The organism is bacterium, from assembly GCA_019912885.1.
In the GTDB taxonomy this organism is placed as follows: domain Bacteria; phylum Lernaellota; class Lernaellaia; order JACKCT01; family JACKCT01; genus JAIOHV01.
In genome coordinates this window covers 1-12,671 of sequence record JAIOHV010000087.1, presented here as the reverse complement: position 1 = coordinate 12,671, position 12,671 = coordinate 1, and the positions used below count along the sequence as shown (strand labels likewise).

11 protein-coding genes are annotated in these 12,671 nt (G+C 63.8%); 8 read left to right on the top strand and 3 right to left on the bottom strand.

The annotated features are described in order from the left end of the window. Window positions 1–11: 11 nt before the first annotated feature. From nadA to K8I61_07185, 3 genes are all read right to left on the bottom strand, one after another. On the bottom strand, window positions 12–1,070 hold the full coding sequence (gene nadA, locus K8I61_07195) for a quinolinate synthase NadA (GenBank protein ID MBZ0271806.1): 1,059 nt from the start codon (window positions 1,068–1,070) through the stop codon (window positions 12–14). Between the two features lie 142 nt (window positions 1,071–1,212). Next, entirely contained in the window at window positions 1,213–2,226 is a 1,014-nt protein-coding gene (locus K8I61_07190) for a hypothetical protein (GenBank protein ID MBZ0271805.1), read from the bottom strand. Beyond that, on the bottom strand, window positions 2,223–3,200 hold the full coding sequence (locus K8I61_07185; protein ID MBZ0271804.1) for a hypothetical protein: 978 nt from the start codon (window positions 3,198–3,200) through the stop codon (window positions 2,223–2,225). The genes K8I61_07190 and K8I61_07185 overlap by 4 nt, the downstream gene beginning before the upstream one ends. A 439-nt stretch (window positions 3,201–3,639) precedes the next feature. On the opposite strand from K8I61_07185, the gene K8I61_07180 reads away from it, so the two are divergent. The 8 genes from K8I61_07180 (at window position 3,640) to K8I61_07145 (ending at window position 12,549) form a co-directional block, all read left to right on the top strand. Then, a complete protein-coding gene (locus K8I61_07180; GenBank protein MBZ0271803.1) occupies window positions 3,640–4,728 on the top strand; it encodes a hypothetical protein in 1,089 nt (362 codons plus the stop codon). A 432-nt stretch (window positions 4,729–5,160) separates the two neighbouring features. Next, window positions 5,161–5,637: a transcription elongation factor GreA gene (greA, locus tag K8I61_07175; GenBank protein ID MBZ0271802.1), complete on the top strand. Its 477-nt coding sequence runs from the start codon at window positions 5,161–5,163 to the stop codon at window positions 5,635–5,637. A 30-nt stretch (window positions 5,638–5,667) separates the two neighbouring features. Next, a complete protein-coding gene (locus K8I61_07170) occupies window positions 5,668–7,197 on the top strand; it encodes a hypothetical protein (protein MBZ0271801.1) in 1,530 nt (509 codons plus the stop codon). After that, window positions 7,130–9,163, top strand: a complete 2,034-nt coding sequence (locus K8I61_07165; GenBank protein MBZ0271800.1) for a cellulase family glycosylhydrolase — start codon at window positions 7,130–7,132, stop codon at window positions 9,161–9,163. Before K8I61_07170 ends, K8I61_07165 begins: the two co-directional genes overlap by 68 nt. Before the next feature lie 45 nt (window positions 9,164–9,208). Beyond that, the gene (locus tag K8I61_07160) at window positions 9,209–9,868 is read left to right on the top strand and encodes a hypothetical protein (GenBank protein MBZ0271799.1); all 660 of its coding nucleotides are present in this window, start codon (window positions 9,209–9,211) and stop codon (window positions 9,866–9,868) included. 418 nt (window positions 9,869–10,286) lie between these two features. Next, window positions 10,287–10,841 carry a 16S rRNA (guanine(966)-N(2))-methyltransferase RsmD gene (gene rsmD / locus K8I61_07155; GenBank protein ID MBZ0271798.1) on the top strand — a complete coding sequence of 185 codons (555 nt, stop codon included), beginning with the start codon at window positions 10,287–10,289 and terminating at the stop codon, window positions 10,839–10,841. Continuing rightward, window positions 10,838–11,341 carry a pantetheine-phosphate adenylyltransferase gene (coaD, locus tag K8I61_07150; GenBank protein MBZ0271797.1) on the top strand — a complete coding sequence of 168 codons (504 nt, stop codon included), beginning with the start codon at window positions 10,838–10,840 and terminating at the stop codon, window positions 11,339–11,341. Before rsmD ends, coaD begins: the two co-directional genes overlap by 4 nt. A 14-nt stretch (window positions 11,342–11,355) precedes the next feature. Beyond that, the gene (locus K8I61_07145) at window positions 11,356–12,549 is read left to right on the top strand and encodes a pyridoxal phosphate-dependent aminotransferase (GenBank protein ID MBZ0271796.1); all 1,194 of its coding nucleotides are present in this window, start codon (window positions 11,356–11,358) and stop codon (window positions 12,547–12,549) included. Window positions 12,550–12,671 lie beyond the last annotated feature (122 nt).

Here is a 12,671-nt window from a genome sequence, read left to right as displayed (position 1 = left end):
AAAACCTGCGATTACGAGTTCGCCGCGCGCATCTCTTTTCGCGGGCCGATCTCAAGCATGCGGTCGAGCGATTTTTTCGCGCGGACGCGAATCTCTTCGGGCACCTCGATCGCCTGCTCATCATGACGCAACGCGTGCAGCACGTGTTCGAGCTTGATCTCGTTCATGTGCGGGCAACGCACGCTGCAAAGGCGCACCATCTCCTTGTCCGGATTCGCGGCGGCGATGTTGTCGCCCATCGCGCACTCGGTCATGAGCAGGTAGCGCGGCGCGGACGACTGTTCGACGTTGCGGATCATCGCGTTGGTGCTGCCGGAAAAGTCGGAGGCCGCGACGACCTCGGGGCTGCACTCCGGGTGCGAGAGCACGATGACGTCCGGGAACTGCTTGCGCACGTTCGTGATGTCCTCGACGGTGAATTTTTCGTGCACCTCGCAGCGCCCGCGCCAGCCAAGGATTTGCGCGTCGCCGACGTCGCCGTCTTGCGGGAACGCGATCGACAGGCCCATCTCGTGCGCGACGTTTCGTGCCAGATATTCGTCGGGCAAAAAGATGACGCGCTCCGCGCCGAGCGACTCGACGACGGCCGCCGCGTTGCTCGACGTGCAGCAAACGTCCGTCTCCGCTTTCACGTCGGCGTAAGTGTTCACGTATGTCACGACCGGCACGCCGGGGAAGCGCTTTTTGAGGGCGCGCACGTCGTCGGCGGTGATGCTGGCCGCGAGCGAGCAGCCGGCCTCCTTCGCGGGGAGCAGCACGAGCTTTTCGGGCGAGAGGATCTTCGCCGTCTCGGCCATGAAACGCACGCCGCAAAAAACGATGGGATCCTTGTCCGTCGTCGCGGCGATGCGCGAAAGCTCGAGCGAATCGCCCACAAAGTCCGGCACGGTGTGGAACAGCGCCGGCTCCATGTAGTTGTGCCCGAGGATGACCGCGTTGCGCTCAGCCTTTAAGCGATTGATCTCGAAAACGAGCTCGGCCTTCAGCGCGATTTCGGCCTCCGGCACGACTCGCGAAAGCTTGCGCTTCATCTGCTCTCTGGTCTCGGCGAGGGTCGCCGCGTTGATCATTTTCCCATTCCCTTGGTCGATGGCGCGGGCCGGCAGCGCGGCCACGCGAGGTTGCTCAAAACGGCCGGAATGCGACCGCGAGATCTACCGGAAATATAGCACCAAACGGGGGTTTTGTCTGGGGGGTGTGCACGCGGCGGCGTCAGGGCGTGGCCAAAGGTACGAGCCGAAATTCGTGTCCGGTCTCGCCGATTTCGTAACCAAACCTCGTCGCCCACTCGTACCAGCCGGCGAGCCAGAACGTCACGGTATCGTCCGTCATCGACGTCAGGTTTCCCGATTCGCTCATTACCACGAATGTGCCCGTGTGTTCGTCCCCGCCGGCGGCGACGAATTGGCCGCGCAACATGGGTATACCCGGATCAGTAACTGCACCAGCAAACTCGATGTAAAGCGGTTCACTGATTACCGACAGGTCGAATGCCCAGAAATTCAGACTTTGAAAGAAATGAAGCGGAGGGTACGCGGGCTCTTCGGCCCTCCATAGCGTGGCGTCGAAAACGCCCGTCTGCTGCGCGGGCCACGATTCCTGCATGCAGGCGACAAAAGGCATGATGGGGTAGCCCATGTGAATGAAAAGACCCACCTGGAAAATCGCCGCGGAGCAATCGACGATATCCGCCCACACCGGATCGGTCCCGAGCCGGCATGCGGCGATCGCGCCGGACTGCGTGTAATGGATGTCGTCCTTGATGACCGGAAATCCAACATCGCAGTACAGCTTGAACAGCGCGTCCGCGCATTCGTCCGCCGGCGGAGACGGGTCATCGCAGACCTCGGGCCAGGTCGTGTCGTCGTCGCCGGTGTCGTCATCGGCCGTGTCGTCGTCGAATGTGTCGTCGTCGAGCGTGTCGTCGTCGAGGGTGTCGTCGTCCATCGTTGTATCGTCATCCGCGACGGTATCGTCGTCGCCGAAGTCGTCGTCAGGCAACGCATCGTCGTCCGGCATGGAGTCATCATCCGTCGCGTCGTTGTCCAATACGCTGTCGTCGTCCGCCGAATCGTCGTCGAGCGATGCGTCGTCGTCATCCGCGGTGTCGTCGTCCGCCGCCGACGAAACATCGCCGCCACCCGGCGGCACGCATCCGATTACGGCGGCAAGAAACAGGACCGCCGCGAATATGACGGGCAGAAGGCGCAAGATGGCCGCGATCATGGCGTCACCGCCACGAGCTTGACGTCGATCGAACCGTAGGTCTCCGAATATTCTCCGCCGAACATGCCCGGTATCTGAAGCCAGCACCCATCCATCGAAAATTCGATCGCGTCCGGTTGCGCCGACACGGCGTCGCCAATGTAAAAGATCATCTCGCCGTTTCCGTAATGCGGGTCAGCGCCCCCACCGGCATATTGCGCACGGATGTCCTGAGCGCCGGGGCCGATGGTCGCGCCGCCAAATTCGATCAGCCAGCCGGGATAGAGCAACGGGAGATAAACCCAGTAATTCAGAGCCTGAAGGATCTGATGAACCTGAAAATCGTTTTCGAGCTGCCACTCGTTGGGGTCGAAAAGCTCCGTTCTCTCGGCCGGCCAGCCCTTTTCGGAAAGGCACCCGACAAAACCGCTCATGGCATACCCCAAGAAGTCGAAGGTAAACAGCGAACATGGCACCGGCAGCAGGCTACGAGAGCAATCAACGATATCGCTCCAAACCGGGTCGCTTCCATCGCGGCACGCGGCGATGGCCTGCATCTGCGTGTAGAGGATGTCGTCTTTGACAACCGGGTAGCCGTTGACGCAATAGAGCTTCAGCATCGCGTCGGAGCAGGCGTCGACGGGCGGGCGGGGAAGTTCGCAGACAGCCGGCCAGTCCGGCGCGGGATTGTCCGTGTCGTCGTCGAAGACATCATCGTCCGCTATGTCGTCATCGGTCACATCGTCGTCCAAGGCATCGTCGTCTAGCGACGCGTCGTCGTCCGCCACAGATGCGTCGTCGTCCCCGTCATCGGCAGGGTCATCGACATTGGGATCATCGTCTTCCGACGAAGTACGATCGTTGTTGCCCGGGAGCACACCGTTATCGGTGTCGTCGTCCGCGTCGGCGGTGTCGTCATCGCTGCTCGGCGCGCAAGCGGCGAGAAGGAACGCCGCAAGGAACACGATGATGATGCGATACGTTGACGCCTTCATGCGTCGCTACCCTCGAAGACGGTGGAATGATAGCACAAGGCGGGAAAGGCGAGCGCGATTCTTATAAGCAGGCGGGACGCCCGCGGTCCCGGGGAATCGCGTTTTTCAAAGCAGGCGGGACGCCTGCGCTCCCGGCGAATCGCCTTTCCTAAGCGGGCGGGCCGCCCGCGGTCCCAAGCCGAGCTAGAGCTCGGCGTTCCCAGGAAATCTCCGTGTCCTCTGTGTCGCCTCGGTGCTCTCTGTGTTCCGCCGGATGCGATTCGGGCACGGGCACGGGCGCGGGGTATATCGGATTTCTGAAACACCATCAAAGATTTGACGCGTGATTTCGTGAAGAAATCTTTGAACCTTCGCCCGCGTTGGCGTAGTCTAACGCGCGAATCTGGCAATCCTTGCGTCCCGATCGCGCAATGCGCGAAGGACCATGGAGGGAAAAAACATGCGTATCATTTGGGACAAGAAAACCTGGCTGCTCACCGTTTTGATCTTTGCCCTGTCCGGCGCGCTTGTCGCGTGCGGCGGCGGCGATGACGACGACGATGACGACGATGACGGCGGCGGCGGCGGCGGGGGCGACGATGACGACGACAGCGACTGGCGCGACGCCCTGCCCGATGCGGCGAGCCTCGCCATGACGATCCCCGGGCAGGACGAGGACGACTACTACAAATCCGTCGGCGAGCTGGCGACGCTCTACGAGGAAACGGTCGATTCGACGCGCGAGGTGAACTACGCGATCCTCTCGTTCATCTCGATCATCGACGAGATCACGAGCTACCCGCCGACGAGCGAGTCCGAGGACACCGCCGTGTGGGGGCCGTGGATCGACGACGGCCTTTCGCCCGTGGAGATGCTCTTCACGATGGTGAACACCGGCGGCGAGGACTACGAATACACGCTCGGCTGGCGCGCCAAGAACACCGAGGACGAGTTCACGACGGTCTGGTCCGGCTCGACGACCGTTTCCACCGACACGTCGCGCCGCGGCGTGGGCGAGTTCTATCTGGACCTCGACGTTGCGGCGTCGCTCGACCCGACAGTGGATCAGGAAGGCTCGATCTCCTGCGACTACGACACCGTCTCCGACGGGCGCGAGATCAACGTCCACTGGCAGGACTACGACAGCGAATACGAAGACCTGCCCGGACCGATCACCGCGGACTACGCCTATCACAACCACGCGGACAATACGGGCGAGTTTACGGCGAGCTGGCACGGCGACGCGCATTGGGAAGAGTACCACGGCGACGAGTTCGCCAAAGCCGAGGACGTGTGGTTTGCGACCAAATGGCAGGGAAACGGCGTCGGCCGCTCCGACTTTTCGGTGACCGGCGGCGACGTAGATGACATGCAGGCCGGCGGCTTTGACGTCTCCGCGTTTCTGGCGACCGAGTGCTGGGGCGAGACGTTCCTGCGGACTTATTACAGCGAAGGCGTCGTGCTGGTATCCGACGGCGAGTTCTATCCCGGCGCCGGATTCCCCGAGGGCGACGAAGAGCTTTGCCCGTTCCCGAGCGAGTTGATCTGAGAAAGGATTGAGGATCGAGGATTGAGGATTGAGTGGCGGCCGGTCCCTCGCGGGGCCGGCCGTTTTGTTTCGCGCGGAGCTTCGCTATGTCAGGGCCGCAAACAAAGTCGCTCCGCAATGGCGCGCCGTCGCGCGCATCTTCGGCGCCGGCTGTGTCAGGGCCGCAAACAAAGTCGCTCCGCTATGGCGGAGCGACACAGTGCGCGGTCGGCCGCGCACCAGCACAATCGATGGCGAAGGCATTGATGCCGGGGCGGTATCGACCGCAAACGAAGCCGCCCCGATTGGATCGGGGCGACTTCGTTTGCGGCCCTGACATCAGGCACCCGGCGCGGGCAAGGCGCATGTAGCGTTACCGGCCCGTTTTCAGGTATATTGCAACATTGCGGCGCCACCCATGCGCCGCGATTTTCGTTAGGGACGGATAAACGCATGAGTGAAACGACACCGATCACGGTCGGCGGTTTGCGGAAGATCAAGGCCGCGCTCGATCACCTCGTGAAGGTGGAGCGCCCGCGCATCTCCAAGGCCATCGGCACCGCGCGCGAGGAAGGCGATCTCTCCGAAAACGCCGAGTACCACGCGGCCAAGGAACAGCAGGGAATGATCGAGGCGCGCATCGGCCGCCTGCAAGCGGCGATCGCCAGCGCACACGTCGTTGACCCTTCTTCGATCCGCAGCGAGCGCGTGCTGTTCGGCGCGACGGTGCGTGTGCAGGATCTGGAATCCGACGAGGAACTCGAATATCAGATCGTCGGCGAGGTCGAGGCCGAGGTCGATAACGGCCGCATCTCGATCAAGTCGCCCATCGCGCGGGGGCTCATCGGCAAAACCGCCGGCGAGATCGTCGATATCGAAACGCCCGGCCGTGTTCGCAGCTTCGAAATCCTCGACGTCACGTTCCGATAAACCGCGCGCCCGCGCGGCCGGGAGCCAGCCATGATTCCGACCCGATTCGCCGCCGCCCTCGCCTTTGCGGCGATTCTGTTGACGGCGCTTGCGCCCGCGCTTTTGCGCGCCGACGACGCGTGGATCGACTTTCTTGTCGTCGCGCGCGACTGCGACGAAGGCGCGATCCACACGCTTCGCGACGAGCTTTCGGACGCGGGCGAGTTTCCGCTTTTGATCCTGCCGGATGCGCCCGCGATGGTCGTGCGTGCGCGGGAAAAGGCGCTCGTTGAGATCGCGTCGCGCGGGTTTGGCGTGTATCGCGGCCCGGTGAACGCCGTCGATGCGGCTTCATCCGCGCCCGACGCGTGCCGCGAAAGACGCACCGCGGCGTACAAACGCTGGAACGAGCTTTCCTGGCAGCTCCTCGACGATCTGGATTTCAGCAGCATCGACCCGACGACCGAGGGCCCGCCGCTGGCCGGCGACGCCTTTCCGAATCCCGTCGCGGCGCTTGCGGACATGGGGCCGATGACCGGTTCGATCGGCATCGTGATGCTCGCCGTGGAAAGCGACGGCACGCTCGATCCGAACAAGGAAGACTGGACGCAGCAGACCTACGACAACGTGTACAACGAGCTCGTCGAGGGGATGGCCTGGTGGGCGACGCACGCCGCCGCGCACGGCCAGTCCGTCACGTTCACCGTGTACCACTACGGCCTCGGCAGCCCGTATTACGAGACCAAGTACGAGCCCATCAGCCGCTCGTCGTTCTCCGAGTGCCTGTGGATCAACGATGTCATGCGCAATCTGGGTTATTCAAACCCCGCATGCGCGACGACGGTGCACGCGTTCAACGAGTTCGTCACGAATCAGTTCGGGCTGACGAACGCGTTGTCGGTTTTCGTCGTGAACAGCGTCAACGACGATGACGGCGCGTTCTCGAACGACTACTCGGCGTATTCGTATTACGGTGGCCCGTATTGGGTGATGACCTACGACAACGGCGGCTGGGGCATCGACAACTTCAGCGGCGTCGCGAGCCATGAGATGGGGCATTCGTTCTGGGCGTGCGATGAGTACTACGCACCGGGCTACTTCACCTGCGGGTGCACGTGCGTGTCGAATCCGTGGCACATCTCGAACGGCAACTGCGAAAAAGGCTGCGACACGTCGGATCCGTGCCTCATGGACGACCTGACGCTCACGACCTGCCCGCACAGCCGCGCACAGATCGGCTGGGGCTTCTCGACGACGACGACCACGACGCCGACAACGACCACGACCGCACCCCCGACCACGACCACGACGACGGTGACGATCCCTACCACTACAACAACCGCACCGACCACGACCACCACGACGATCCCCGGTGACGATGACGCGGCGGATGATGACGCGACCGATGACGACGCGGCGGATGACGATGCATCCGACGACGACGCGACGAATGACGACGCCTCCGATGACGACACCGCCCCCGCCCCCGGCGGCGACGACGACGCGCAATCGGATGCTGAAAGCGACCGCGGCGACGATGACGATGACGGCGGCGGCTGCGGCGGTGGGTGTGGGTGCTGACCGGCGCCACCGACAATCGTTTGCCGCGCTGATCCTTTTGGCGTCCGGCGCGGCGTCGACCGCCTGGGGCGCGGAAGTGCTCTCCGTCGATTCGAGCGCCGCCGAGATCCCGGCATACGAGATCGTTGACTTCGGCATCGACATCGAGGCCGATTTCAATAATCCCTACGACCCCGACGAAATCGATGTAACGGTGCGTGTGGAAACGCCGTCCGGCGACGCCGCCGATTTTCCGGCGTTCTGGCACGCCCCGCTTGTTCGTTCGCTCGACGAAGGCTCGGAAGTCTGGACTCCTGCCGGCGATCCCGGCTGGCGAGCGCGCTACGCACCGATGGAGCCGGGCGAGCATATTTTCCGCGTAACGGCGCGGGATATCGACGGCGAGGACGTTTTTAACGATGTCGTCGTCGACGCGCTTCCCCCCGCGCGGGCCGGTTTCGCGCGGCGCCATCCGGACAATCCGCGTTATATCGCCGTCGACGGGCAAGGGACGCTCGTTGCGCTTGGCGTCAATATCGACTGGGCGACAGAACCATCGGGCACGTGGGCCTACGACGCCTACCTTGACGATCTCGCGGCGGGCGGCGGCAACTGGACGCGTCTCTGGATGACGCACTACGGCGTCGGCTGGTCGCTCGAATGGAACGGGAATCATCCGTCCGGCGAATACGCGGGGCTGGAGTCATACAACCAGGCCGCCGCGGCGCGCCTGGATCACCTGCTCGATTACGCCCGCGAACGTGGAATCTTCGTTCAGCTCGTGCTGCACCATCACAGCCAGTTCGAAACGCTCGCGTGGACGAGCTGGGCCGACAATCCCTACAACGCGGCGAACGGCGGGCCGTGCGCGACGAGCGCCGATTACTTTACCGATCCTGAGGCGCAGCGTCTGGCGGCCAACCTGCACCGCTACGCCGTCGCGCGCTGGCACGCTTATCCCTCGCTGTTCGCGTGGGAGTTGTGGAATGAGGCGGATCTCATCGTGGGCGTTCCTCCGTCCGTCATGACCCCGTGGGCGCAGGATGCGGCGGCGGATATCCGCTCGATGGATCCCGCCGCGCACCTGGTGACAACGAGCTTCGGCTCACCCATCGCGTTTCCGGGTTTCGACCTCGATACCTGGGACTTCAACAACCGGCACATGTATGCATACGGCTCCTGGCTGATTCCGTTATTCACCGAGCCGTATTTCGACGCCGGCTCTCCGCTTCTTCTGTCGGAGCTTGGCGTGGATTGGCAGGGAACCGCGCACCTTCGCGACACGCTCGGCGTGAACATGCACAACGGCGTCTGGTCCGCGGTGATGAACGGCTACGCGGGCGGCGGGATGTACTGGTGGTGGGACAGCTACGTCGATCCGAACGATCTTTGGGCGGTCAACGCGCCGATGAAGACGTTTCTGTCCGGCGTGGATATCGCCGCGTTCACGCAATCCGCCGACATCCGCGCGGTCGCGGGCTCGCGCGCGCTCGAGGCCTGGGCGCTTGTCGCGCCCGATGGCGAAACGACGGAGTGGATCGCATGGATTCACGATCGCGCAAGCGGCTGGCTTGGCCCGATGGAGGAAATCGCGCCCGTGAAAGGCGGCGTCGCCGAGCTTCCCGGCGTCGCGATCGAGCCCGGCGACACGGCAAGCGCGGAGCTGTTCGACACCTGGGCGGGCGCATGGCTCGGCGAGATCGCCCTGACGCCCGGCGACGGCGGCGCCGCGATCGCGCTGCCGGATTTTGAGCGCGACATCGCCCTTTGGGTGACGATCGCGAAGGCGGCGGGCGACGACGACGCGGATGACGACACAGCGGACGACGACGTGTCGGATGACGATGCGGCGGATGACGATGTTTCCGACGATGACGCGGCGGACGACGACACCGCCCCCAGCGACGACGACGCTCAATCGGACGCTGAAACCGACCGCGGCGATGACGACGATGACGGCGGCAGCTGCGACGGGTGTGGGTGCTGAGCGGGCCGATTTTCCGCCGCGCGTTTTTTCGCTAGGATCGCGCGCATGTTGAATTCCCGTTTTTCGAACCGAACATTCGCCCGCGTCATTCGCGGCGTGGCGGTCGCGTGCGCGCTCGCGCTTTTTGCGGCCGCCTGCGCGGGCAAGGACGTGCGTCCCGAGATCGACTACGAGGGCTCGTACAAGAGCTATCTCGACGTGCTCGAAAACTGGACGCGCATGGACACGATCTACCGGAACTTCGAGACCGAACTGATCGTGCATGCCACGTATTATTCGGCGGAATTCCGAGAGGCGTTGCGCCTGGAGCGCGCGCGCGCGGAAAAGATCATCCCCGACGAATTGGCGCGCCTGGCGGGCAGCGACAGGGAAGAACTCGAACGATCCGCGCGCTTTCTCGTTTCCACCTACACGCCGGTGGCGAAGTGGAACAACCTGGACAAGGCGAACCCGTCGTTTCGCCTCTGGCTCGTCGACGTCAACGGCCGCAAAATTGCGCCGACGAGCATCCGCGAACGCAAGATCCGGCTTCGCGCCGAACTGATGCAGTATCCCTACGTCTCGACCTGGTCGAAGGCTTACGAGGTCGTCTTCCCGCGCGAGGACGCGATCTCAGGCGAGACGCTCGACCTGAAAGGCGGCACGTTCACGCTTTTCGCCGCGGGGATGCAGGGCGAGGCGAAGATGGAATGGGCGGTTCCCTGAGAAGGCTGAAAGGCTGAAAGGCTGGAAGGCTGGAAGGCTGGAAGGCTGGAAGGTCACCGCAATCGCGACTCGCGAAATGACCGCCGCGGAGCCGATCTCAAAACATGTTCGCGCAACTGTCACCCTGAGCGAAGCGAAGGGTCTCGCCCCGCACCAGGACGAACGTAGATCCTTCGCTTTGCTCAGGATGACAAGACACAAAAGCCACAAGACACAAAAGCCGGATGACAAGACGCAAGAGCATTTTTGAAATTGCCCTCCACGATCCCCGTTCACAATTCCCCCGTGTCCTCCGTGTCTTCTCCGTGTTCATCGTGTACCGCATAAAAAAGCCTCCCTTGTAACCGCGCGAAGCCGCGTGCTAAATCGACATCCCGGCGTGCCGCGAATGCCTTGCCGGTCCCGGGGTCTTACGGCTATGCGTGTGATCGGTGGAAAATGGCGCGGGCGGCGGCTTTTCTCGCCGCGCGGCGAGACCACACGGCCGACGGCGGATCGCGCGCGCGAGGCCCTGTTTTCGATTCTCGCGGGCGAGATCGGGGGCGCAAGTTTTCTGGACGTGTACGCGGGCAGCGGCGCCGTGGGCATCGAGGCGGCCAGCCGCGGCGCCGGGGCGCTGACCTTGATCGAAAGCAGCCGCGCGGCCCTTGCCACACTTCGAAAAAACCTCGATATCACAGGGGCCGCGGCGCGCGTCATGCCGATGGAGGCCGCGCGCGCCCTCGAAATTCTGGACGACGAGAAAGCCGTGTTCCGCATCATCTTCGCCGACCCGCCCTGGAAAGACGCGGCGCTCGCGTTCGTTCTCGTGACGCGATCCGCGGCCGAGGGGCGCCTGTCGCCGGACGGACTCCTTGTATTTGAGCACGATCGGCGCTTCGATGCGCCGGTCGCCGCCGGGCCGCTTGTGCGTCGCGATTCGCGCCGTTACGGCGACACCCGTTTTTCCTTCTACGGTTGGGAGTCCGCGTGACGAAGGTCGCCGTCTATCCGGGAAGTTTCGATCCGTTCACCAAGGGGCACGAGGACCTCATCCGCCGCGCGGCCGAGAGCTTCGACAACCTGATCGTCGGCGTCGCGGTCAATCCGCGCAAAAGCACGCTGTTCACGCCCGACGAGCGCGTGGAGATGATCCGCGAAACGCTCGCCGATCTGCCCGTGCGCGTGGAGGCGTTCGAGGGCCTGCTCGTCGATTTCCTGCGCGAGCGCAAAGCGTCCGTCGTCATCCGCGGCCTGCGCGCGGTGGGCGATTTCGAATACGAATTCCAGATGGCGCTCACCAACCGCATGTTGCTCGCGGGCGTCGACACGTTCTTTCTCATGGCGAGCGAGAAATACATCTTCCTCTCCTCGAGCATGGTGAAGGAAGTGGCGATGCTCGGCGGCAACGTGCGCGAGATGGTGCCCGCGCCGGTCTTGAAGGCGCTCAAGAAAAAGGCCGGCCATCTAAGAAAAATCCACCTCACCGGTTGAGAAAGACCCCGACCATGAAGATCTCGAAACTTCTCACCAACCTGCCCGCCAGCCAGACGATGGCGATCGACGCGCGCGCCAAGGCGCTTGTCGCCGAGGGACGCGACATCGTCAGCTTCGGCCCGGGCGAGCCGGATTTCGACACACCCGCGCCCGTCAAACAGGCCGCGAAGGACGCGCTCGACGCCGGCCTGACGAAATATTCCCCCACGCCCGGCCTGCCGGAGCTGCGGCGCGCGATCGCCGCGCGATACAAGCGCGAATACGGCCTGGATTACGACGCGGCCGATGTCATCGTGACGTGCGGCGGCAAGCATGCGCTGTACGAGATTTTTCTGACGCTTCTGGATCCGGGCGACGAGGTCATCATCCCCGCGCCGTATTGGGTGAGCTATCCGCCGATGGTCGAGCTTGCCGGCGGGCGGCCCGTCACCATCCCCACGACCGAGGCGACGGGATTTCTTGCGACGCCTTCGGCCATCGAGGCGCATCTGACGCCGAACACGCGCGCGATCGTGTTGTGCTCGCCGTCAAACCCAACCGGCGCGGCCTACGACGCGGCGAGCCTGACGGCGATCGCCGAGCTTGCGATCAAGCACGACCTCATCGTGATCGCCGACGAGATCTACGACAAGCTCGTCTACGACGGCTTTGCGTTCCGTTGTTTCGCCACCGTGCATCCGGACATCCGCGAACGCACGATCCTCGTCAACGGCTTCTCGAAAACCTACGCCATGACCGGCTGGCGCCTCGGCTGGGCGCTCGGCCCGCGAAACGTCATCGGCGCGATGGGCAATCTGCAGAGCCAGTCCACGTCGAACATGCCGACCTTCGCGCAGAAAGCGGCGGTCACCGCGCTGGCGCTGCCGGACGAGACGATCCAACCGATGATCGACGCGTTCGCGCGGCGTCGCGAGATGATCCTGAATCTCATCGACGACATCCCGGGGCTGACCTGCTTCCGCCCGCAGGGCGCGTTTTACGTGTTCCCGAACATTTCCGCGTATTTCGGCAAGCGCGCCGGCGACCGCGAGATCGCCAACTCGTTCCATCTCTCGGAATACCTGCTCGAGGAGGCCGAGGTCGCGGTGGTGCCCGGCGGCGCGTTCGGATCGGACGACAACATCCGCCTGTCCTACGCGACGAGCGAAGCGCAGATCGAAAAGGGTCTCGCCCGCATCGCGGCGGCGCTTTCCAGGCTCACCTGATCCGATGACCGGCGAAACGGGCGCGCGGGGCGCGACGATCCGCATGCTGGTGCTCGGCCTCGCGGTCGGCATCGGCATCGGACTTTTTGTCGTGTATTGGCCGGTGGGCGACGCGCCCGCAC

Coding starts and splice junctions, on each gene's coding strand:
- nadA (MBZ0271806.1), bottom strand. CDS start 1,070: ATGATCAACGCGGCGACCCTCGCCGAGACCAGAGAGCAGATGAAGCGC.
- K8I61_07190 (MBZ0271805.1), bottom strand. CDS start 2,226: ATGATCGCGGCCATCTTGCGCCTTCTGCCCGTCATATTCGCGGCGGTC.
- K8I61_07185 (MBZ0271804.1), bottom strand. CDS start 3,200: ATGAAGGCGTCAACGTATCGCATCATCATCGTGTTCCTTGCGGCGTTC.
- K8I61_07180 (MBZ0271803.1), top strand. CDS start 3,640: ATGCGTATCATTTGGGACAAGAAAACCTGGCTGCTCACCGTTTTGATC.
- greA (MBZ0271802.1), top strand. CDS start 5,161: ATGAGTGAAACGACACCGATCACGGTCGGCGGTTTGCGGAAGATCAAG.
- K8I61_07170 (MBZ0271801.1), top strand. CDS start 5,668: ATGATTCCGACCCGATTCGCCGCCGCCCTCGCCTTTGCGGCGATTCTG.
- K8I61_07165 (MBZ0271800.1), top strand. CDS start 7,130: ATGCTGAAAGCGACCGCGGCGACGATGACGATGACGGCGGCGGCTGCG.
- K8I61_07160 (MBZ0271799.1), top strand. CDS start 9,209: ATGTTGAATTCCCGTTTTTCGAACCGAACATTCGCCCGCGTCATTCGC.
- rsmD (MBZ0271798.1), top strand. CDS start 10,287: ATGCGTGTGATCGGTGGAAAATGGCGCGGGCGGCGGCTTTTCTCGCCG.
- K8I61_07145 (MBZ0271796.1), top strand. CDS start 11,356: ATGAAGATCTCGAAACTTCTCACCAACCTGCCCGCCAGCCAGACGATG.